General features: G+C 62.2%; 24 protein-coding genes. 11 read left to right on the top strand and 13 right to left on the bottom strand.

What is annotated here, in order from left to right:
• Positions 1-72 precede the first annotated feature (72 nt).
• Positions 73-906, bottom strand: a complete 834-nt coding sequence (locus AB4Y36_RS13215; RefSeq protein ID WP_368683178.1) for an alpha/beta hydrolase — start codon at positions 904-906, stop codon at positions 73-75.
• A 169-nt stretch (positions 907-1,075) separates the two neighbouring features.
• Between AB4Y36_RS13215 and AB4Y36_RS13210 the strand changes: the two genes are divergently transcribed.
• Both AB4Y36_RS13210 and AB4Y36_RS13205 read left to right on the top strand, forming a co-directional pair.
• The gene (locus tag AB4Y36_RS13210; RefSeq protein ID WP_141710620.1) at positions 1,076-1,315 is read left to right on the top strand and encodes a hypothetical protein; all 240 of its coding nucleotides are present in this window, start codon (positions 1,076-1,078) and stop codon (positions 1,313-1,315) included.
• A 153-nt stretch (positions 1,316-1,468) separates the two neighbouring features.
• On the top strand, positions 1,469-1,774 hold the full coding sequence (locus AB4Y36_RS13205; protein ID WP_368602756.1) for a hypothetical protein: 306 nt from the start codon (positions 1,469-1,471) through the stop codon (positions 1,772-1,774).
• A gap of 97 nt (positions 1,775-1,871) precedes the next feature.
• Here the strand turns inward: AB4Y36_RS13205 and AB4Y36_RS13200 are convergent, their stop codons facing one another.
• On the bottom strand, positions 1,872-2,363 hold the full coding sequence (locus AB4Y36_RS13200) for a hypothetical protein (RefSeq protein WP_368683177.1): 492 nt from the start codon (positions 2,361-2,363) through the stop codon (positions 1,872-1,874).
• On the opposite strand from AB4Y36_RS13200, the gene AB4Y36_RS13195 reads away from it, so the two are divergent.
• Both AB4Y36_RS13195 and AB4Y36_RS13190 read left to right on the top strand, forming a co-directional pair.
• Positions 2,362-2,967 carry a hypothetical protein gene (locus AB4Y36_RS13195; RefSeq protein WP_368602754.1) on the top strand — a complete coding sequence of 202 codons (606 nt, stop codon included), beginning with the start codon at positions 2,362-2,364 and terminating at the stop codon, positions 2,965-2,967. The two genes, AB4Y36_RS13200 and AB4Y36_RS13195, sit on opposite strands and share 2 nt — an antisense overlap.
• Before the next feature lie 131 nt (positions 2,968-3,098).
• Positions 3,099-4,142 carry a lysylphosphatidylglycerol synthase domain-containing protein gene (locus AB4Y36_RS13190; RefSeq protein ID WP_368683176.1) on the top strand — a complete coding sequence of 348 codons (1,044 nt, stop codon included), beginning with the start codon at positions 3,099-3,101 and terminating at the stop codon, positions 4,140-4,142.
• A gap of 70 nt (positions 4,143-4,212) precedes the next feature.
• Here the strand turns inward: AB4Y36_RS13190 and AB4Y36_RS13185 are convergent, their stop codons facing one another.
• Positions 4,213-4,434, bottom strand: a complete 222-nt coding sequence (locus AB4Y36_RS13185) for a dodecin family protein (RefSeq protein ID WP_069263088.1) — start codon at positions 4,432-4,434, stop codon at positions 4,213-4,215.
• 275 nt (positions 4,435-4,709) lie between these two features.
• Between AB4Y36_RS13185 and AB4Y36_RS13180 the strand changes: the two genes are divergently transcribed.
• Positions 4,710-6,224: an ATPase domain-containing protein gene (locus AB4Y36_RS13180; RefSeq protein ID WP_368683175.1), complete on the top strand. Its 1,515-nt coding sequence runs from the start codon at positions 4,710-4,712 to the stop codon at positions 6,222-6,224.
• Entirely contained in the window at positions 6,211-8,280 is a 2,070-nt protein-coding gene (locus AB4Y36_RS13175; protein ID WP_368683174.1) for an ATP-binding protein, read from the top strand. Before AB4Y36_RS13180 ends, AB4Y36_RS13175 begins: the two co-directional genes overlap by 14 nt.
• Before the next feature lie 282 nt (positions 8,281-8,562).
• Here the strand turns inward: AB4Y36_RS13175 and AB4Y36_RS13170 are convergent, their stop codons facing one another.
• The 4 genes from AB4Y36_RS13170 to AB4Y36_RS13155 all read right to left on the bottom strand — a co-directional run bounded on the left by AB4Y36_RS13170 (position 8,563) and on the right by AB4Y36_RS13155 (position 10,706).
• A complete protein-coding gene (locus AB4Y36_RS13170; RefSeq protein ID WP_368683173.1) occupies positions 8,563-9,327 on the bottom strand; it encodes an inositol monophosphatase family protein in 765 nt (254 codons plus the stop codon).
• 409 nt (positions 9,328-9,736) lie between these two features.
• Entirely contained in the window at positions 9,737-9,988 is a 252-nt protein-coding gene (locus AB4Y36_RS13165) for a hypothetical protein (RefSeq protein ID WP_368683172.1), read from the bottom strand.
• Positions 9,989-10,271: 283 nt separating this feature from the next.
• Positions 10,272-10,445, bottom strand: coding sequence for a hypothetical protein (locus AB4Y36_RS13160; RefSeq protein WP_368683171.1), 174 nt, complete (start codon positions 10,443-10,445; stop codon positions 10,272-10,274).
• Between the two features lie 63 nt (positions 10,446-10,508).
• Complete coding sequence (locus AB4Y36_RS13155; protein WP_069263094.1) at positions 10,509-10,706, bottom strand: hypothetical protein; 198 nt, start codon at positions 10,704-10,706, stop codon at positions 10,509-10,511.
• A gap of 388 nt (positions 10,707-11,094) precedes the next feature.
• On the opposite strand from AB4Y36_RS13155, the gene AB4Y36_RS13150 reads away from it, so the two are divergent.
• Together AB4Y36_RS13150 and AB4Y36_RS13145 are read left to right on the top strand one after the other, a co-directional pair.
• Complete coding sequence (locus AB4Y36_RS13150; protein ID WP_368602749.1) at positions 11,095-11,349, top strand: DUF6723 family protein; 255 nt, start codon at positions 11,095-11,097, stop codon at positions 11,347-11,349.
• A 315-nt stretch (positions 11,350-11,664) separates the two neighbouring features.
• On the top strand, positions 11,665-12,150 hold the full coding sequence (locus tag AB4Y36_RS13145) for a GNAT family N-acetyltransferase (protein ID WP_069263096.1): 486 nt from the start codon (positions 11,665-11,667) through the stop codon (positions 12,148-12,150).
• A 70-nt stretch (positions 12,151-12,220) separates the two neighbouring features.
• Here the strand turns inward: AB4Y36_RS13145 and AB4Y36_RS13140 are convergent, their stop codons facing one another.
• Positions 12,221-12,751, bottom strand: coding sequence for a hemerythrin domain-containing protein (locus AB4Y36_RS13140; protein WP_368683170.1), 531 nt, complete (start codon positions 12,749-12,751; stop codon positions 12,221-12,223).
• Between the two features lie 180 nt (positions 12,752-12,931).
• On the opposite strand from AB4Y36_RS13140, the gene AB4Y36_RS13135 reads away from it, so the two are divergent.
• On the top strand, positions 12,932-13,474 hold the full coding sequence (locus AB4Y36_RS13135; RefSeq protein ID WP_368683169.1) for a DUF4142 domain-containing protein: 543 nt from the start codon (positions 12,932-12,934) through the stop codon (positions 13,472-13,474).
• A 136-nt stretch (positions 13,475-13,610) separates the two neighbouring features.
• On the opposite strand, the gene AB4Y36_RS13130 is transcribed toward AB4Y36_RS13135, so the two are convergent.
• Positions 13,611-14,000, bottom strand: coding sequence for a phasin family protein (locus AB4Y36_RS13130; RefSeq protein WP_368683168.1), 390 nt, complete (start codon positions 13,998-14,000; stop codon positions 13,611-13,613).
• 272 nt (positions 14,001-14,272) lie between these two features.
• Here AB4Y36_RS13130 and AB4Y36_RS13125 point away from each other — a divergent pair, with 272 nt between their 5' ends.
• Positions 14,273-15,511, top strand: a complete 1,239-nt coding sequence (locus tag AB4Y36_RS13125) for a DNA topoisomerase IB (RefSeq protein WP_368683344.1) — start codon at positions 14,273-14,275, stop codon at positions 15,509-15,511.
• Positions 15,512-15,520: 9 nt separating this feature from the next.
• Here AB4Y36_RS13125 and AB4Y36_RS13120 read toward each other — a convergent pair whose 3' ends face one another.
• The gene (locus tag AB4Y36_RS13120) at positions 15,521-16,186 is read right to left on the bottom strand and encodes a UdgX family uracil-DNA binding protein (RefSeq protein ID WP_368683167.1); all 666 of its coding nucleotides are present in this window, start codon (positions 16,184-16,186) and stop codon (positions 15,521-15,523) included.
• 351 nt (positions 16,187-16,537) lie between these two features.
• On the opposite strand from AB4Y36_RS13120, the gene AB4Y36_RS13115 reads away from it, so the two are divergent.
• Positions 16,538-17,047 carry a CinA family protein gene (locus AB4Y36_RS13115; RefSeq protein ID WP_069263101.1) on the top strand — a complete coding sequence of 170 codons (510 nt, stop codon included), beginning with the start codon at positions 16,538-16,540 and terminating at the stop codon, positions 17,045-17,047.
• Here the strand turns inward: AB4Y36_RS13115 and AB4Y36_RS13110 are convergent.
• The 3 genes from AB4Y36_RS13110 to AB4Y36_RS13100 all read right to left on the bottom strand — a co-directional run bounded on the left by AB4Y36_RS13110 (position 17,032) and on the right by AB4Y36_RS13100 (position 20,856).
• Positions 17,032-17,946: a DUF72 domain-containing protein gene (locus AB4Y36_RS13110; RefSeq protein WP_368602742.1), complete on the bottom strand. Its 915-nt coding sequence runs from the start codon at positions 17,944-17,946 to the stop codon at positions 17,032-17,034. The two genes, AB4Y36_RS13115 and AB4Y36_RS13110, sit on opposite strands and share 16 nt — an antisense overlap.
• Positions 17,947-18,145: 199 nt before the next feature.
• Positions 18,146-19,813, bottom strand: coding sequence for an ATP-dependent DNA ligase (locus AB4Y36_RS13105; RefSeq protein ID WP_368683166.1), 1,668 nt, complete (start codon positions 19,811-19,813; stop codon positions 18,146-18,148).
• Positions 19,810-20,856 carry a ligase-associated DNA damage response exonuclease gene (locus tag AB4Y36_RS13100; protein ID WP_342949803.1) on the bottom strand — a complete coding sequence of 349 codons (1,047 nt, stop codon included), beginning with the start codon at positions 20,854-20,856 and terminating at the stop codon, positions 19,810-19,812. The genes AB4Y36_RS13105 and AB4Y36_RS13100 overlap by 4 nt, the downstream gene beginning before the upstream one ends.
• Positions 20,857-20,918 lie beyond the last annotated feature (62 nt).

Raw genomic sequence — 20,918 nt, 5'->3', positions numbered from 1 at the left:
CTCCTGTGCGCTCACCGCTTGCGGGCGCCGAGCGCTATCGCAGTGACAACAGCAAACCGTGTTCCACCAGGATCAGGACCGCGAGCCCAGCACGTCGTCGAGAAAACGCAATACGTGAGCATGACCTCCGCGCTCCCATGCATTGACGTGCGAGGCGCCCGCTATGATCGCAAAGCGCCGGGGCGCCCGGACGGCCGTGAAGAGCCGTGAGAATTGCGCTGGGGGAACGACGTGGTCAGCGTCGCCGCCGTAAATGAGGATGGGGGCACGCACGCTGCCGATCTTGGCGAGATTGTCATAGCGGTCGCGCACGAGCCACCGCATGGGAACGATGCGCGGCAGCCAGCGCATGCGCACGGCGGCGACATCGGCGACGCTGGTGAACGGGGCTTCGAGCAACAGCGCGGCGAGAGGGCGTTCGGTCGCGATCTGCACTGCCACGGCCGAGCCGAGCGAATAACCATGGAGGACGACGTCGCGCGAGTGCCGCGCGGCGAATGCGATGGCAGCGCGGCCGTCGGCGTAGAGCCCCGCTTCGCTGGGACGCCCGGGCGCGCCGCCGTAACCACGATAGCCCGCAAGCAGGACGCCGTAGCCCGCGTCGAGCAGCGCATGCGCGATGTGCGTTCGCTGGGTGAGGTCCTCTCCGTTGCCATGAAAGAGTACGACCGTGGCGCGGACGGGGTCCGCCGGTGCCGCGTGGCCGCAAACCAGTTCGTTGCCGTCGGCGGTATGCACGCGCACGTGGCGGATGCGGCCCTGCGCGTCCGGGCGTAGCGGCCCGCGCTGCAGCCGCTCCGACGGGTAGATCAGACGGCCTTGCAGCCAGTACAGCAAGGCCATGGCGCAACCGTAGATCAGTAAGGCGGCGGCAACAGCGAGGGCGATGTATAGCGGTGCGGTCATGGTCTCGTTCATCGCGCACCGAACATTCCCGCGGCTTCGCCACGATGTCCGGAAAGAACGGATTTCGTACAAAAAGCTAATTCAGGGTTCGACCTATAATTCACTGCTCCAGAAACCGAAGTCAGACTTCTGCAAACGTCCTTTCGATAAATGCGCATAGGTGTGAGCAATGGCTTATTCACTGATCTATCGCGGATTCACAATCGACTTTGCGCCATTTTCGGTTGACGGTCATACATTCGGTGCGCAGTGGACGCTAACGCCCAGCGATCCGCATAGGGCTCTCGGCATTCCCATCTCAAGTGGTGATCTGCAGATGCGGGGTGCTCCGGATGAAATGGCGGCGCTTGCAAGGCTGCAAGCGATTGACTGGATTGACCGCAACCATCGGGGTGGTCGTTGCCGCTAAGGCGCTACCAAGAAAGACATTCGCGCCCGCCTGGGACGGTTGCCCTTAAGGATGGATTTACGGACACGCGTCCATTCTGTACTTGCGAGCCACCGCTGGAATATGCTCATACAAGCCACATACGAGCGTTTCGCCGCCAGGATGAGTGACACCATGAGTACTGAAATGGTTGTGCAAAGGCTCACAATTCGGGCTGCCCCGGGCAAGCTCAGAATCATCCCGGTGTGGCGATGCCTGGCACAGAGCGGTGCCAGGGTCGTTCGCTGGAATGTCCATGCCGATCGCAATGACGGCATGGATTTCATGACAGTCGACATTATCGAAGCCGATCCGTCGCGTACGGAAGACATCGCGATTGCGCTCGGAAAAGTACCTCTCGAAATGACAGTCACTGCGCTCAATTTGACAGTGCTGTCCACTCCCGAATCAGCCCATGACCGTGGGCCGCGGAAAGATTAATCGCACGCGACGCGCGGAGCCGGATAGGCATCGAAGTGACGAATACGACGGATTCACGCTCGATGTGGCAGCCGATGCCGACGTTGTCAGGGGCGTCTCACAGACACTCGCAGGTTCTCGCGCCGCTCAGCCGCGCAGGGCGGGAATCGATACTTACCGATGATGCAGATCTGGGCGCCGGGTCGGGCTGCACGCCATTCAGCCGGAGAAAATATTCTTCGCGGCGTTCCTTCATTAAAACCAGGTCGGTTCGCAAGGCGGTTCGAATCTCGGTCGACCACGCTGCCGCGTGGTGGTCCGTGCCGCGTTCGACCTCGGAAAGGCGCTCCATGCACGCCTTGATCTCCGCATCGATATTCAGCAGGGCTACCAGCAGGTCGTCGGTCGTGCAAACCATTTTTTTGTCCCCCTCATCATGGTCAACTCGATGATGCATTGCATCAATGTTAAATCGAGGAGATAGAAATGATGCCTGGGGAATACACCAAATCTCGCGCCGTTGTAACCGCCCGGAGCGCGAGGCTCGCTCGCAATATTTACTAAAATTACGGTAGCCACTCACGAAGAAATGGGTCGCGGGAGATGACATGGCAAGTTCCCAGCCTGAAGGCGGCTCGCTCGAGAGAGAATATGACCTTGCCCTGGAAATCCTCGACGCGAGGTCTGCTGCACTCGAGCGCGCCATACGCCGCCATTCGGTCGATTCGGCTCAGGCCCACGAAGCGCGCAAAGCCTACGATCTCGCCAGGGTGATTTTGCTCTCGTGCGAACTTCGGCTACGAAGCCGGGGGATAGTCCGGCAAACGACGCGTCGTCGTCCGATCACCGTCATCGTTTTCAGCGAGTCGGAACTGCTCAGGAAATCGTTGACGGTATTGCTTCGCGCGGAGGGCTACCACGCGATTTCAGCGACCACGCTCCTCGAGCTGCGAAGCGTGATGGCGGCGCAGGAAGCCGGCGCGATTGTCATTTACCGGGAGCGCGGGGCGTCGCACGCCCCACTTACTATCGACGGCATGGCCAGCGCCGCGCCGTGGGTGCCGACCTTCATGCTGCAGTGCGGCAAGCGGATGTCGACTGCGGAGACATCCGCCGACGCCCGTATCCGTGAAGTTGGCTCGATCCACGAACTGGTCTCCGGGCTGGACGCAACCCTTGTGAGCGGCGGCGGCACTGAGAAGCTCCTGCGGTAGGGAATCGTCGAGATGCGGCGCGTCGTAGTGCTCGCGCTCGTAGCCGAACGATCCCGCGTGACGCACGACTTCGGGCAGCGTCGCGTCCCGGCTGTGCCGCACTGACGTGCCAGACACAGTGACAGGTCCCCATGAAATATCTCCCCCGAATTGCCGCACTCGCCGGCCTCGCCATCGCAGTCTGGCTTGTCTGGCACGCCGATGCGCGAGCGGTGCTCAGTTTGATGCGCGCAGCCGGCGGCGGGCTCGCGCTTGCAGGGATCGCTCATGTTCTGCCGATGCTCGCCAATGCAAGGAACTGGCAAATGTTGATGCGCGGTGCGAGACGTCCAACGCTGTCGGGCGTCCTGCGCCTCGTCTGGATTCGGGAGTCGGTGAACGGTACGTTGCCCGTTGCGCGTGTCGGCGGTGAAGTCGTGACGTTCCGCATGATGTGCAAATGGGGCATGCAGCCGGCCCCGGCGATGGCGAGCCTCGTCGTCGATCTTCAGCTAACGCTGATCAGCGAGATGCTCTTTGCTATTGCAGCCATCGGCTATCTGATCGCACATGCGGGTGCCGGAGCGTTGCACCTCGCTGCGCGACTCGGAGGAGGTATCGCCATACTTGCCGTCCTGCTCCTCGCGTTTTTGTTCGTGCAGCGCATGAGTCCGTTCGCTCGCCTGACGAAACTCTTCAATCGCATCACGAGCGGCAAGTTCCGTTCGCTCGTCGGCGAGTCGGTTCGCATTGATCAGTCGATCAGCGATCTCTGGCGTCAGCGCGGCATGATCATTCGTTATCTGCTCATCTGGCAGTCACTTCAATGCATCGCAACCGCGCTGGAACTCTGGCTCGCGCTCTATTTTCTCGGGGCGAAAGGAAGCTTTCTGCAAGCGATCGCACTCCAGTCGCTCATCCAGGCGCTCAGTAGTGTCGCGTTCTTTGTGCCTGGCGGACTCGGTGTTCAGGAGGGGGGATTCTTGCTGATCGGGACGGTACTCGGCTTCAATCCGCAGACTTGCCTCGCACTTGCGGGTGCGCGAAGGCTTCGTGACATCATCGTCTTTGTGCCCGGGCTCGTCGCATGGCAAGTCGCGGAATGGCGCGACAAGCGACGCGCGCCGGCCAGTTCCGCAACAGGCGGCGAGACAGCGAACTCCGGCCAAAGCGCTTCCCGTCGCAAAGCGCAGTAGAAGGACCGAAGCGCGCGCCACTTCCGGATTGCTTCACGACGCCCGGGCGCAATCGTGGCCTGCGATCTTCTCAGGTCTCGTATTTGAAGGACACGGAGACCCGGGTCCGATATTCAACGACCTTGCCGTCTTCGATCTTGATGTCGAGTTTGCAGACTTCGGCGATTCGCAGGTCACGCAACGACGCGGCTGCGGTTTCCACTGCATTTTTTGCGGCTTCCTCCCAGGAAGTTGTGCTCGTGCCGATGATTTCCGTCACCTTATAGACGCTGGAATCCGTGCTTTTGCTCATGGTCTTTCTCCGTGTTGAGAGGGGCGATGGACTTGCCACGCGCATTCCGCGTGCCTTGCGGATACGCTGGCAGACACGTTCCATGGCCGCTGCACGGCAAGCTGGCGCTCGCTTCGAGATATCCTTCGGCAGCTTCCATGGGGCGGCGGAAGAAGGGCGGGCATGCGTTTTGCGCACGTAGCGCGCCGCAGTCAGTGCATGGAGACGGATACAGTGAGCAGACCGCCCGCGATCCGGGAATATCGCGTCAAAGACCGAGCAGTCAGGAGCGCCTGATGGACGATGAGACCAAAATCACGCCGATCGTGCGTACTGGCGTTCCCGGCCTGGACGATGTTCTGGCGGGAGGGCTGACTCAGGGAAACCTTTTCCTTCTCGAAGGCAGCCCCGGCACGGGGAAGACGACCATCGCCCTGCGGTTTCTGCTTGAAGGTGCCGAGGCGGGCGATCAAGGCCTTTACATCACGCTGTCCGAAACGGAGCGGGAATTGCGCGACGGCGCCGCGTCCCACGGTTGGCAACTGGGCGATCGCGTCGCCGTGTTCGAAGTGGTGCCCCCGGAGAGCCTGCTCGATGCGGATCAGCAGCAGAGTCTGCTGTACTCGTCCGATCTCGAGCTCGGCGAGACGACTCGCCTGATCTTTGACGCTTTCGAGCGAGTACGGCCCAGGCGGGTCGTCCTGGACAGCCTCTCGGAAATCCGTCTGCTCGCGCAGAGCTCGCTGCGTTACCGCCGCCAGGTGCTCGCCATCAAGCATTACTTCTCGCGACAAGGAGCGACCGTCCTGCTGCTCGACGACCTGACTGCAGATGCCGCAGACAAAACCGTACACAGCGTCGCCCACGGCGTCATCAAGCTCGAAGAACTTGCCCCCGACTATGGAGCCGAGCGGCGCAGGTTGAGGATTTCGAAGTACCGGGGGCAGGCGTTCCGTGGTGGGTATCACGACTTCACCATCAAACGCGGAGGTGTTTCCGTGTTTCCCCGGCTCGTTGCTGCGGAACATCGCACCAGGTTTGCACGCGAGCAAATGACGAGCGGCGTGGCGGAACTCGATGCGCTTCTCGGCGGCGGCATCGAACAGGGCTCGAGCACCCTGGTGTTAGGACCGGCCGGCACCGGCAAAAGCATTTTTGTGCTTCAGTTCATTTCGGCTGCGGTCGCTCGAGGCGAGAAGGCGGCACTGTTCGCCTTCGACGAAGAACTTGGACTGTTCTTTGACCGGACCCGCGCGTTGGGTTTCGACCTTGAAGCGATGCGCGAAACCGGCCGGTTGCATGTCGAACAGGTCGATGCCGCGGAACTCTCGCCTGGCGAGTTTGCCCAGCGCGTCCGCGATTGCGTTGACCACGCCGAGGCCAAAACGGTGGCCATCGACAGCCTCAACGGTTACCAGGCTGCCATGCCGCAGGAGAACGCGCTCGTCCTTCATATCCACGAATTGCTGCAATACCTCAACAGGCAAGGCGCGACGACTTTCCTGACGGTAGCGCAGCATGGGCTCGTTGGCGACATGAAAGCGCCCGTCGACGTCACGTACCTTGCCGACACAGTCATCCTGCTGCGGTACTTCGAGGCGCTGGGAAGCGTGCGGCGGGCGGTGTCGATCATCAAGAAACGCACCGGGCGTCACGAAGAGACGATCCGGGAATTTCGCATTGGGCGATTCGGTCTGAACGTCGGGGCACCGCTCGACAGTTTCCAGGGCATCCTGCGCGGTGTACCCACGTTTGTGGGTAACTCAGGGCCGCTTATGCCGACGGGCGCCGCTGGTAATGAAAGCACCTGATTTCAATCGCTGTCCCACACTGGTTTTTACACCTATTGGGCGAGACGCTGTCGTTGCCACGGCTCTCCTGAAAGAGGCAGGCGCTCTTGCGCTCGTATGTCGCGATCTCGAGCATTTCGTCGCCATGCTGGACGAGGGAATCTGTTGCGCGATCGTGACCGACGAGGGCCTGCGAAACGCCGACCTCAAGCCACTCGGAAACTGGGTGTCAGCGCAGCCCACATGGTCCGACTTTCCGTTCATCATCCTTACACAGCGCCGGGGCGCGCCCGATCAGGACCCCGAACTGAGCCGACTCGCGGCGACGCTGGGAAACGCGACATTCATCGAGCGCCCGTTTCATCCGCGGACATTCGTCAGCGCGGTTGGCACAGCACTGCGCGGCCGGGCGCGGCAATTCGAAGCCCGCCTGCGTATCGACGAACTGCGCGAAAGCGAAGCGCGCCTGCACACCGCCCTGACAGCGGGGAAACTGGGCTCATGGGAACTGGACCTGTCGACATTTGCACTGGTGGTTTCGCCTGCGTGTCGCGCGATTTTCGGGCATGCGTCAGGCGCGCCTTTCACGTACTCCGATCTCCTGGCCGGCATCAGTCGAGACGACAGGCCCCGGATGACCGACGCGATCGACTGCAGCCTGGCAACCGGCTGCGATTTCGCACTCGAGCTCTGTACGCTCTGGCCGGACGGGACGGTTCATTGGGCGGACATGCGCGCGCGGCTGGTTCGAGATGGCATTCGAAAGACCGCACGGCTCGTCGGGGTGATATCCGATATCACCATGCGCAAGGCAGCGGAAGACAGCCTGCAACAGGCCAACGACATGCTCGAGGCGAGGGTTGCCCAGCGCACTGCGGAGCTCGAGCGCAGCCACCGACTCGTGCTGGACGAGATGCGGCAGCGCGAGCGCGCAGAAGAGCTGTTGCGCCAGGTGCAGAAGATGGAAATGATCGGGCAGTTGACGGGCGGAGTTGCCCACGATTTCAACAATCTGCTGATGGCCATCATGGCCAATCTCGAACTGCTGCGCAAGCAGCCGCAGGACGCCATTCGAGCAACGCGACTGATCGACGGCGCGCTTAGGGGAGCCCAGCGTGGCGCCGCTCTTACGCAGCGCCTTCTGGCCTTCGCGCGGCAGCAGGATCTCAAGGTCGAGCCGACCCACCTCCCGACCGTGGTTCGGGGGATGACCGATCTTCTGGAGCGGTCGATAGGGCCTCGAGTGGCGCTCGAGCTGAAATTGCCGGAGGGGATTCCGCTTACCCTTGCCGATGGGAATCAGGTCGAACTCGCGATCCTGAATCTGGTCGTCAACGCCCGCGACGCGATGCCTGAGGGAGGGACGTTGTCAATAGCGGTCGATGACGTGCAAACGTGGGGCGACAACGGACTGCCCGCGGGCGAATATGTCCGAATCATCGTCGCTGATACCGGGAAAGGCATGGATGCGGACACCCTTGCGAAAGCAACCGAGCCGTTCTTTACAACGAAAGAACTCGGCAAGGGAACAGGGTTGGGTCTTTCCATGATTCACGGACTCGCGCTGCAGCTGAACGGTGCCCTGCGCCTCGAGAGCGAAGCAGGACGAGGCACGCGGGTAGAGTTATGGCTGCCCGTTACCTCGCAACGTGTCACGACGTCTGATCTGCAGCACGATGCGCAGCCCGAGGGCAGCGTAATCGATCCGATCCAGGCGAGCATTCTTCTCGTCGATGACGATGCCCTGATCGCAACGAGCACCGCGTACCTCCTTCAGGATATGGGACATGAGGTGATCGAAGCCGACTCGGGCGCCGCCGCACTCGAGATCCTGAAGGCGGGACGCAGGATCGACCTCCTGCTCACCGACTATTCGATGCCACGGATGACGGGCCTGGAGCTGGCGCTGGCCGCGCGCGAGTTGCGCCCGACACTCCCTGTGATCCTGGCTACCGGCTACGCAGAGCTTCCACAGGGAGCCGACGTCGGAATTCAGAGGCTTCGTAAGCCGTATCAGCAACATCAGCTCGTCGCGGAAATAGCGAAGGCCCTCACCAAGGCCAGGGCCTTCGGGTAGGGGTCCGACGGCAGTCTCCAGGCAGTATTGGTTGACTGCCGCTACCGCCGCCGTATTGCTGGACGAGCAGGCGCCAACCTGCTTGACGCTATGTCGGTCCTCCGCGTCAGCGACTACATCGAACTGCACCCTCGTTGAGCGAATCTCGCCTTCATTGACGATCGATGCTACGCCTGCCCATTCGGTTCGATTGTCCCGCGCGTCCCCGCGATGCCGGTGGTCAACGCATGGTGTTCACTTCTCGCACGCAACCGCGGCGTGCACGTAGCGGAACCTCGAAGCCTATTGCACGAGGAATCGAAGCGCTTCGGCGTGGAGCTCTGGGGTCGCCGCTGCGATGACCGTGCCATCGAAACGTCTATCGACTGGACGACCTGACCATGTCGTCACGACGCCGCCCGCGCCCTGGACGACAGGTATCAGCGCCATGACGTCAAACATTTCCAGTTCAGCTTCCACAACAAGGTCAACGTGTCCGGAGGCTAGCAACGCGTAGCCGTAACAGTCGGTGCCGAACCGGGTGACTGAAACAGCGCGCGACAGGGTTGAAAAGGCGGTTGACGCCTTGCCCGCGAACGTTTGGGGGTCGGTTGCGCAGAGCCGCGCATCTCGCAGTTGCCTACACGCACTGACCTCGCACGGTACCCCATTGAGAACGGTGCGATTGCCGTTGCCGATCCAGCGCTCGCAGAGTACGGGGACTTCAATCATGCCGTAACGGGGACGTCGCCCTTCAAGCACTGCTACGAGTGTGCCGAACAGCGGCAGACCTGCCACGAAGCTTTTCGTCCCGTCGATGGGGTCAATCACCCAGGTTATGCCATCCCCAAGGTCTCCGCCTTCCTCCTCCCCCACAATATTGTGCGAAGGATACCGTGACAGGATGCGTTCCCGAAGCTGTCGCTCAATCTCGCGGTCCGCCACCGTGACGGGCGTATCGTCGGACTTTGCGGTAACGTCGAGCTGTGTCCTGAAATACTTCAGGGAAACGGCTCGCGCCTCGTCTCCGAGCAGTTCGAGAAGCGCGCAGGCGTCCGTCGGCAACATGTTCGATTCCTTTACAGCCCAGCAACGCCTGGACGCTGTCCGCCGTGCATGCCTGGCACGCGAGGACGGTGCATTGCGAAGCTCCCTGCCGGCTTGAACGCGCCTCGGGACGTCGCGCAGGAAGGTGATTCGTACGCTACTCATGTTGACGCAAGCCCGCATACTGAATGCCAGCCGTTCGTACAGTTCGCTTTCTAGCTTCGTAGTGAGACCACGGCCGCGAAGGCTGTCCGATCTTTTTCTTGAGGCGGAGATCGCGAACTGATGAACGGCATCGATAGGTGAAGTATGTGAGTCATACCGTTCACCCTAACCCCGGTGAACGTCTGCGCATATTCTGTTCCTGCCGCCGTTCATTCGGGCGCCCGTGTCACAGGCGGAGACGAATATCCACGGACAGCCCGACCCCTTACGTTTCGTATTGCTGACTATTCTGACCGGGGGGATGCCTGGTAAACCAGGTATGCCGGATGAGACGGCGGTGTCCGATTTCTACCCTGAGACCGTCGTACAAGGCGGCCAGCAATACGGCGCCGACTTTCCGTTGTTCGTCGCTGTGGATGATCGTCAGTAAGGCACGCTGCTTACGTATACGCCGGACCGCCTCGTGGATATGGCGGTCCGCAAGTATCAGGGCTTGTAGCTCAGTCTCGTCGTCCATCGCAGCTTACCCGTTGCCTCCGTAACCGGCTGGAAGATTTTTGTTTCCCATGCCCCTCTCGTCTGGTCACGCGTGAGCGGTCATGTCGTCCCACGTGACGCTGGAGTCCGGGCCATCTCCGCCTTGTCGACGCAGGACATTCGTCAGATCCCTTGCGACGGCAGGCGCGGCTCGCGTTTTCACGCTCATCCCGATTTGAGATCCGTGGTACTTGTCTTGTCGATACATCCTTCATTCAACAAGTCGGCATCCGGTCACGTTGCCCTCGCGTCGGCGACATTCGTCATTCCCTGGCCGTTTGTTCTCGTTGCGGGTTCACGTGCCTCGCACTTTTCGACGCTGCGTCGGCGATCACATCGACTTTGCCCTGTGCAACCTCGATCGCGGACTGCCCGGTGGTCCCGAGTGCCCCATAGAGCGCATTGGCCACGGTGATCGCCGAGCTGAGTGCTGCCACTGCTGCCTGGGAACCGGCTGGCGCATTTCGGGTGGCTTCTTCGAAGAGCGTGCCGCGCGCCGGTCACCGCTTTCGCATGATCGTTTCGAGCAGGAATTCGCCTTCATCCGTTATACGCGGACGCGGCATACCGGTGGCGAGGCTCTCGAGTGCTACGAGCTGTTGCTCGAGCAGTGTGTCGAGTTCCTCGCGGCCCATGTCGATCTGGTCCGGTGATGACTTGACCAGCATGAGCGTCGCAAATTCGTGAGGGCTCAGCACTTATGTCTCCTGGATTCTCGAACGAGCGGTCTTGCCGCCCTGATAGTTGTCCACCGAAACGACATCTGACCGCGCACACCTCCTCGTGTGGCGTGTGATCGACCTCCGCGTGACATGCGCGAGGCGAGCTGGTAGTGCGCCAGTCGGATCGCTCTTTTTGGCCGGAAGTAGCTTGCTGGTGGCTCATAGGAGCATATGCCAGCCGTCACCTGTCGAGTATCAGGGAGGCGTGTCCGTAAATGCATCCTTATGGACAACGTTTCCCTCACGGGCTGAGCGCGCGGAGCGCTCGCCCACACGACACATTTGTAAGGTCAGGTGCGCGAAATGCTGGGACACTCAGCGCATCAAGCGGGATTGTTATGACGGTATTTGGGGGAGAAAAACCATGGGTAAGCCCGATCGCGCCGAAGACGCACTTCAAATTGTGGGCTACGAGGTGGTTTGCCGACAGAGGATCAATGCGATGGGCCAATATGTCGGAGACCTAAGGATCAGGCGAAAGGCTGATGGGAAGTTGATCTACCCGTTCGACGGCTGTCTCGTTCCTGGGCCATTCGCAACTGCCGACGAAGCCCGACTCGCCGTGCGCGAACTCGCCAAAGAGTTTGTGCGGCTTGATGTCGAGCGTCCCGAGGATTGATGACGCATCGCTGGAGTGGTCGACATCCAGAGATTGTTCGGTCTCGGTTTCCCCGAGGCTCATGCAGCGAGCTTGGCCGACGGAAGCCATGAAAAAGCGGTTTCGACCAACACCGGAGCCAGCGGCTGTTCCGGGCATGAGCGATGCGGAATCGGGCCTGGGCGCGATGCCGCGTCCCCGAGCGGAAGAGAGCCCCGATGAGCACTCAGACCTCATGGAAAACACGACGCTGGGCGCTGCTGCGCTGAACGCGCGGCTAGACCTCGCGGCGCGACAACGCGAGTGCGTAATACTAGGTCCGGGAGGAAATGCGCGATGAAGGAATCGGCCGTAGTGGTCACTGTGCGACGGGAGGATCCCGCTACGCGCGACGCGGGCTTACTGCTCGACGAACTGAGCGCCATGGTCGCGCTGTACTGCGGTGATGGCGCCCAATCCCGATTCAACGAGCAGGATGCGATGACGCCGCGCGGCGCCTTTGTCATTGCCCGTACCACCGACGGCCAGGCGATAGGCTGTGGGGCCCTGCGCCGTTTCTCGTTTGAAGTGGCGGAGTTCAAGCGGATATACCGGCGCGCCGAATTCCATGGAGCCGGCGCTGCGATTCTGCGATATCTCGAAGAGCTCGCCGCCGCAATGGACTTTCGCCGGGTCATCTTGCAGACACGTGAGGCGAACCGGCGCGCAATCGCCTTTTATCGGCGCCACGGTTACCAACACATCGACCCGTACGGCGAATACACGACCATGAGCGACGCTCGATGCTTCGGGAAAGCGCTTCCAGTCAAACCGCAGCCTTGAGCGGCCTCGCTTCTTCGCGGTGATCCCTCGCATTTGCGCCGTGTTTGAAGCATCGTCATCGGGCGGTATCTCAAAGCGGCATATCGAGGTGCGAGAGCACCAACGTCTTGTCGCCGGTGCTCTTCACCCCGGCGGCTTCGAGCTTTGCATCGAGCTCTGCCTTGCGCGACGCGATACGGCGGCCCAGCGCATCGAGGTCCAGATTACTGCGGCGCAAGAGCGGGAATAGCTCTTTCTCTTCTTCTTCGACATGGCGGCGAACGAGGTCGGCCAGCACACGGAACGTCGCGTCGAAACCAGCATGCGCGGGTGTCAGCGTGGTGAAGCGCTGGATGAGCGTTTTCACGAGATAGTGCTCGACTCGAGCCTCGTCCACATCAAGCGCCTCTGTGGGTAGTGCTTCGCTCGCTGCGGGGTAGAGCAACTCTTCCTCAAGCATCGTATGCACGGCGAGTTGCTCGCACGCTCGCTTGGCGATCGTGAAGCGCGCATCTTCGGTGGCCTCGCCGGCACCCCGGTAGGCATCGAAAAGTTTATCGACGGCGCGGTGGTCGGCGATCAGCAGCGCGAGCGCATCGCTGGTCTGTTTCGGTTCGTTCATGACAGGTCTCCAGGGGACATGCCCGTGTGGCGCACCGCGCGTACCCAGCTCCCGGTCTCTCGATGAAAACAGGCCGGGCGGTGTGCGAGGCCGCACGCGCCGCGGCACGCACCGTGCGCGATGGCCCATGCGCGGTCCATATGGGCCCCGCGACCGTTCAACGACCCAAGGATGTCCACCATGAAACTCCTTTTCGCTATTCTCGGTTTGGCCATGGCATGCAGTCTTCCGCTCGCGGCCACAGCACAAGAATCCCAAGCGGCTTCCGCCACCGCGGCAAATCCGCTGCCGGATGTGGATCGCGATTTCGTTCAGGCGGCATCGATGTCTGGATCGACGGAAATCGACGCCGCGAAGCTCGCCATGCATAACACGAAGAACAAGGACGTGCACAAATTTGCAGAGCACATGATCGCCGATCATATGAAGCTTGCAGCGCAATTAAAGCTCGCGGCGCCGCACGGTGTCACGGTGCCGAAGGACAATTCCGATACGTCGATTCTCGATTCGTTACGGCCGCTCAAGGATGAGCAATTTGACAGTGCATACGCGCAGAAGGTGGGGGTAGAAGGCCACAAGGAAGCGGTGGCCGCGTTCCAGAAGGAAATCAGCGACGGCAAGAACGACAGCCTGAAGGCGGCGGCGCGCAAGGCGTTGCCAACCGTCGAAGAACATTACCGGATGGCCCAGGCACTGGCCCAGAAAGTCGGTACGCATTCCTGAGCGAACGGCTTCGTCCAGGGGGCAGCCGTTGCAGCAGGAAACATTGCGGCGGTGCGCGCGAGGCCTTCTGTTGACCCCGCGCAGCACCGATTGGAAGCGGGGCGTGTGTCCCTCGCACGGCCCCCGCCGCATGCCCTTACGAGGTGGTGCCCTCGAACGCGTTACTCCAGGCCATGAAGTCCCGGTTCAGGCGGCTTTCGATACCGCTAACGCAATCGACGATCGCGCCAAGCATGATCTCGTTGATGTGCCGCCAGTAGGCTGCAGTCTTTACTGTGCCCGCTAAAGCATAGCCTGCGTTCAAGCGCCATGCGTCAAATGGCGAACGTTCGCTAGCCGATTCGATTGCGATTGCGCGCTGCTCATTCAGGGTTGTACTGAACGCATGGCTATTCAGTTCTGCGATGCGGCCAGCGGTCTCAACACATAGGCGTGCCAGTTCGTTCATTTCCGTGCCCAGGGACGTAACTCGTTCAGGCGCGTTGCCTGGACCTGCGTCGGGTAGTGCGATCGGTGGTTCAATCATCATCGGCTCCGATTTGAGGTTTGACCGGGCAGATAGGGTTCCGCGGTCTTGCTGCATCGCCGCATTGCTTGTTCCCGATGCGGCCGGTGGTTCGCACGAAGGGCGGCACGTACGGCTGCGCGCTGCCTCGGCGCAGAATTACGCTCCGGCGTTGGCGGCACGGCTATTGCTCCTCGTGCCCAAACAAGGCAATCCGACCGAGGCAAGCCGTGGCAAAGAATCACGCAAATTCAGGAAAGCCGGGCCGCAAAAGTACTGCGCGCGCGAGCGGCATATCGCCGACTGACCTCGGGCCTTGCGGCCTGCGCTATGTCGATGACTCGCATCGCGGGTACACGCGCGAGCGGATCGACGGAGCGTTCGTCTACTTCGATACGCGAGGCAAGCGCATCAAGGACGCTGCCGAGATTCGCCGTATCAACGCATTGGCGGTTCCGCCTGCCTATACCGATGTGTGGATCTGCCCGGATGGGCGTGGCCACTTGCAGGCGACGGGCCGTGACGCGCGGGGTCGCAAGCAGTACCGCTATCACCCGTATTGGCGTGAAACACGGGACGCGACCAAGTACGAGCGCTTGCTGGGGTTCGGCACCGCGCTGCCGAAACTGCGCGCCCGGCTGGCGCGCGATCTCGCGCTCGACGGCATGCCGCGAAACAAAGTGCTGGCGACCGTCGTGCGCCTGCTCGATAGCACACTGATTCGCGTGGGCAGCGAGGAGTACGCGCGGGAGAACCGCTCGTACGGCCTGACCACGATGCGCAAGCGGCATCTGGAAGTGTCGTCTGACCGGCTGCGCTTCCGGTTTCGCGGCAAGAGCGGCATCGAGCACGACGTCGCGGTCAGCGACGCACGGGTTGCGCGCATCGTCAGGCGCTGTATGGAACTGCCGGGCCAGGACCTCTTTCAGTATCTCGATGCCGATGGCGCGCGGTATTCTGTCACCTCCTCGGACATCAACGACTATTTGCATGAGGTCACGGGCGCCGATTTCACCGCAAAAGACTACCGCACGTGGGCGGGCAGCGTGTTTGCGCTTGCGGCGCTGCGCAAGCTGGAGTGGCAAACGGCGACGCAGGCGCGCAAGCACGTCGCCGACACCGTCAAGCAGATCTCCCAGATGCTGCGCAACACGCCGGCGGTTTGCCGCAAGTGCTATATCCATCCGGCCGTGATCGAAGCGTTCGAGGCGGGCGCCCTCGCGCAGGCGCTACCCGCAGTGCGCCTGCGCGGACTGAAGGCAGACGAGGCGGCGCTCGTCGTCTTTCTGAAGCGCGACGCGAAGCGGCGGACGCGTGAGATGTCGCGCCGCGATCGCGCTGGCGAGTCAAGCGACGCGAGCCTCGTCCGCCTGCTCGCGCAAACGAGCCGTAAAGTACGCGCGAAGGGGGCGAAGGACCGCGCTAATGGCGGCGCGACAAAGACACAGAAACCGGAAACGAGCAAGACAGCGTCGCGGCACGTGCGCTCGTCTGCTTCGACTCGATTCGCGCGTGCCGACACCGTTGCATGACGCGGCTCGTCAACGTTTGCCAGCAAGCGCGTCTGCGAGACGCAGTGCCTCGACGATCTGCGCGCGCGCTTTGTCGCGCGCCTCGACGTTCGGCGCCCGTAGCGCGTACGAAGGGTGCCAGGTTGCCACGATGACGAGATCGCCGATGCGACCCGCGTGTTCCATGTAGGCCTTCAGCCGCGCGTTCGGGTCGCGCAAAATCGCGCGCAAGGCGGTTGCGCCGAGCGCGACCACGACCTTCGGCCTGATTTGCGCAAGTTCCCGTTCGAGCCAGTATGCGCAGGCTTCCACCTCGCGCTGGGCAGGCGTCTTGTGCAGGCGGCGCTTGCCGCGCAGTTCCCATTTGAAGTGCTTAACCGCATTGGTCACATAGACGGCCTTCCGTTCGATGCCCGCCTCTTCGAGCGCGGTGTCGAGCAGCGCGCCTGCCGGGCCGACGAACGGCAGACCCGCGCGATCCTCGCTGTCGCCGGGCTGCTCGCCGACGAGCATCAGCGTGGCGCGCGCGTTGCCCGCGCCCGGCACCCCGTGGGTGGCGTCTTTCCACAACGTGCAGCGCCGGCATGCTTCCAGCGAATCGGGTTCCTGATGAGGATCGGCCTGCGTGGTAACGGTGCGGCGCGCGGGGTGCGATTCGTCGCGATCCCGATGGCCGTGCGGTGTGCGCGATGTCACTGCGTTGCCTCGCGCACGGCGAGAGCGCTGACTGGAACGAAACGCGGACTGGCCAGTTTCATCGTTGCTCCCCAAACGGTGGGCGACGCGCGCGACAAACGCGAATCGCCATTGCGGTCCAGGAGGATGCGCAACTGGCGTACCGCGCGGGCGGCAGCCAGGGCACGCTCCTTGCGCGGACAGGACAGCACCCGGGCGAACGAAGGCGAGGGAGCAAAAAGCGCGGCTCAAAAATCCGAAGGGAGTTTGATGATGCGGCGATTCCATGCAGCGACGCGCCATAAGCGGACGTTGCCCGTGAGCGCCGTCGTTCCGGAATGAGCGATGTGCCGGAAAACGTGGAGACTTGCGATGGGTATCGAACAGCACGTCGTCTCATTTCTGACCTCCGTGGGTCGCAAACTCGCCACCGCGGAGTCATGCACGGGCGGACTGATGGCCGCCACACTGGCTGCCGTGCCGGGAAGCGGTGGGTGCCTGGACGTCGGGTTCGTCGCGTACTCGCCCACGGGAAAGGCCGGTTTCCTCGGCGTGCGCGAAGAAACGATGGAGCGTTACGGGCTCACGAGCGAAGAGGTCGCGCGCGAAATGGCCGAAGGAGCGCTGGCGGCGGATGGGTGCAGCGCGGATGTAGCCGTCTCCAATACCGGGGTTGCCGACGCGGTCTGCGACGGCAATGGGCCGCCGGCCGGCACCCAGTGCTTCGGCTGGTCCTGGCGTCTTGAAGATGGGCGATGCGTGACCTTCACCGAAACCGAGCGCTTTGTGGGATCGCGCAACGAGATTCGCGCCGCGGCCGCTCAATACGCGTTCTCGCGTATTGAGCATTACTTCAACCGGCTTCCTCAGCAATCCGTATAGTCGCGACGTGGCGGCGTTTCTTGCGCGCAACCAAACCGGGTCATCAGCCGGCGAGCGTCGAAAGGGGCTTCGGTCTTCTGATCGTTGTCGAAATAGCAGTACACGTCGCGCGGCTTGCGCTCAGATGCACCGAGTTCCGGAGCGATGAGTCGCGCGTGCGCGGCGGATTTCCCCTCGCTCCATGCTCTGAAGCGGGCTTCCCATTTGTCCAGCGACGCGTCGCTGTAGGCGCCCGCATATCTTCCGGTTGAGCCATGCAGCCGCGCGTAGGTGAAGTCGGCCGTGGCGTCCTCGGCATACGGCCACGGCTCGGTGGAGTCGGACACCACGAGCGCGACCCGATAGCGTCGTAGCAGATCCACGAACGCAGGGACAACGAAACTCGCATGACGGATTTCGATGGCGTGGCGCATGGTCCGGTTCTGGTCGATGGTGAGCCACGGAGCCTTCACCCGCGCGTCGTGGCGCCTCGCCAGACGCAGTGCGGCTTCCGTGTCGGGCGGCAGCAGTGCGAGGAAGCGTTCGAGGCGCTCGACATGGAAGGTGTAATTTGGCGGGAACTGCCAGAGTAAAGGCCCCAACTTGTCGTTCAGTGCGAGCAACCCTTGCGCAAAGAAGTTCGCGCACGCAACGGTTGCCGTTTCGTCGCGGAAGCGCAGCATGTGTGTGAGGTAGCGCGCGCCCTTGATGCTGAAGACGAAACCTTCCGGCGTTTCGTCGCGCCAGTGCTCGAACGATGCCGGCGATTGCAGACTGTAGTGCGTGCCGTTAATTTCGATGGTCTGCACGGCGCGCGACGCGAAGTCGAGCTCGCGCTTTTGCGGCCAGCCGGGCGGATAGAACGTGCCGCGCCAACCATCATAGCGCCAGCCGGAAATGCCGATCCGCACTTTGCCCATGATGTTTACCTCTTCGATCTTGCGAACGGGAGCGCTGCTGCAGTTCATCCCAGTCGGGTGTTTGTTGACGCTCAGCACAGCCTGTTCCCGCGCACCCCACGAAGACCTGACAGGTACGAATCATGCGCAATGGCGGCCGCGGCGTCGTCGCAACGAAAGCGGCTCGCTCGCAGCACTCAGGCGCCAGGTGCGAACGCGCTCATGTCTGTGCCTCGCTCAAGAAGCCCTTGAGCATGCCGAGCGTATCCGCGTCCTCGACTGACTTGTCGGTGCGCCAACGCAGCATCCGGGGAAAGCGCACTGCGATGCCCGACTTATGCCGCGAGCTTGCCTGAATTCCTTCGAAGCCGATCTCGAACACCAGGGTTGGTGTGACGCCGTGCACCGGTCCGAACTTCTCAATTGTCGTCTTGCGCACGATTGCATCGACTTTGCGGATTTCTTCGTCGGTGAGTCCTGAGTACGCCTTGGCGAACGGCACCAGCGTGCGCACGCCGTCTGCTTCGTCCCAGACCGCAAACGTGTAGTCCGTGAAGAGGCTCGCCCGCCGGCCGTGACCACGTTGGGCGTACAGCAGCACGGCGTCGATCGAAAACGGATCGATCTTCCATTTCCACCACGTACCCGATGCCTTGGTACGTCCGACGCCGTACATCGATGTCCGCTGTTTCAGCATCAACCCTTCGACGCTGCGCGCGCGGCTCTCCTCGCGCAATTGCCTGATCGCGTTCCAGTCTTCGGCGGCCACGACCGGCGATACGCGCAGCAATTCGGTCGCGGGCGATTGCGACAACGACTGGACAAGCGCGTCGAGTCGCGCGCGTCGTATTTCGAGCGGTTGCGTGCGCAGATCGCGACCCTCGGCTTCGAGCAGGTCGTATGCGACCATCGCGGCGGGCGACTCGCTGAGCACCTTTCTGGTCAGCGACTTGCGCGTGATACGCGGCTGTAGACGCGCGAATGGCAATGGTGCACTCGCCCCCGGTTCCCACGCGAGAATTTCCCCGTCTATGACCGAGCCGTTCGGCAACGCAGCAGCCATCGCCTCCAGCTCCGGAAAACGTTCGGTTACGAGGTCTTCGCCCCGAGACCAGATCCAGACGCGTCCTGCGCGTTTGACGAGTTGTGCGCGAATACCGTCCCATTTCCATTCGAAGATCCAGTCCGCGGTCGGGCCGAGCGTTGTCGGGTCGGCCTGCAACGGATGCGCGAGAAAGAACGGATAGGGCAAGCCGATGTCGGTGGCTTGCGGCGTGTCGGTGTCGTCGCCATCGGCCGAAGCGGTGATTAGCCGGAGATACCCGGCGGCTGTCGGTGTCTTGTGCGAATGCGTCCAACCGACGAAGCGCTGCGCGATGCGTTTGTGGTCGACGCCCGCGACCTGCGCGAGCGCGCGCACGACGAGCTGCCGTGAGACGCCGACGCGAAAACCGCCGCCGATGAGCTTGGTGAGCAAAAACCGCTCGCTCCAGTTCAATTCGTCCCAGTAGGCGGTCAAACGCTCGCGTACGGCGTCCGGCTCGCTGCCTCGCAACGTCAGGAGGCGCTGCCCGACCCATTGCGCCAGACCCAGTTCCGATTCACGCGACGCTGGCGGCAGCACGTGCGCGATCGTCTCTGCGAGGTCGCCGACTGCCTGATATGACTCGTCGAACAGCCATTGCGGCAGGCCGGCGCAATCGCGTGCGCATTCCATCAGCATTCGCGTAGGCACCGACTGGCGAGGCTTCCCACCTGCGAGGAAGTACGCCGCCCACGCCGCGTCTTCAGGTTCGGCGCCGGAAAAATAGGCAACCAATGCTTCGAGCTTGTCGTTGGTGGACGTCGTCGCGTCGAGCGCTGCGTAGAGTGCCGCAAACCGTTTCATTTCGGCGCGTCCTCCGTCGTGGCGGCATCGGCGTCTGCCTCGATCGCGTCGCCGCCATATTCGGTTGCGAAGGTGCCGGCATCGAATCCATGTTCGAGAAGCCATCGCACCATCGGCTCGATGTAACCGTGCGTGACGATCACGCGCTCAGCGCCAGTTGCTTTGATGGCATCGTTGAGACCGGGCCAGTCCGCATGATCCGACAAGACGAATCCCCGGTCGACTCCGCGCCTGCGTCTCGCACCGCGCAAACGCATCCAGCCAGATGCCAATGCGTCGCGATGCTCGCCGAAACGCCGTGTCCACGCGCTGCCTTTCGCGGAGGGCGGCGCAATGATCAGCGCGTTTCTGAACGCGGCCTTGTCGTGCATCGGGATTTCGCCGACGCGTCGCGTCGCGGGCAAGTCGACTGCCGCATCACGATAGATTCGATTCAACGTTTCGACGGCGCCGTGGCAGAAGATCGGGCCGATGCCAGGGTCCACGCCGGCGAGCACACGCTGCCCTTTGCCGAAGGAATAGCAAAACAGCACCGACGCCAGCCCTTGGGCCGCGTTATGCCGCCACCAGGCGTTGATGCCGTCGAATACGGCATGCGACGGTTCCCACCGGTAGACAGGCAAGCCGAAAGTCGATTCCGTGATGAACGTGTCGCACCGGACCGGTTCGAACGGCGTGCATGTCGGGTCCGGTTCGATCTTGTAGTCGCCCGATGCGACCCATACACGCCCGGCATGCTCGAGCCGCACCTGGGCCGAGCCGAGCACGTGTCCTGCCGGATGCAGTGACACGCGCACGCCATTGACTTCGATCTGTTCGCCGTACGGCAAACCCTGCACTGCGATACCTGGCAAGCGGGTCTGCAGTACGCCGAGTCCCGCTTGTGCCGTCAGGTAGTGGCGATGACCAACGCGTGCATGGTCAGCGTGCGCATGAGTAATGATCGCCCGTTCGACCGGCTGCCATGGATCGATGTAAAACGCCCCCGGCGGGCAGTACAGTCCCTCAGGAAGGGCAATGATCAAATCGGAGGAGGTATTCATGTCGTTGGGCTCGTCGCTCGCGACGATCGTGGAGCCTATGAGTGGGTTCACAAAGCTGGAGC

The sequence above is a fragment of the Paraburkholderia sp. BR10936 genome (assembly GCF_040965735.1).
Classification (GTDB): Bacteria; Pseudomonadota; Gammaproteobacteria; order Burkholderiales; family Burkholderiaceae; genus Paraburkholderia; species Paraburkholderia nodosa_A.
This window is presented reverse-complemented; position numbering and strand designations above follow the sequence as displayed.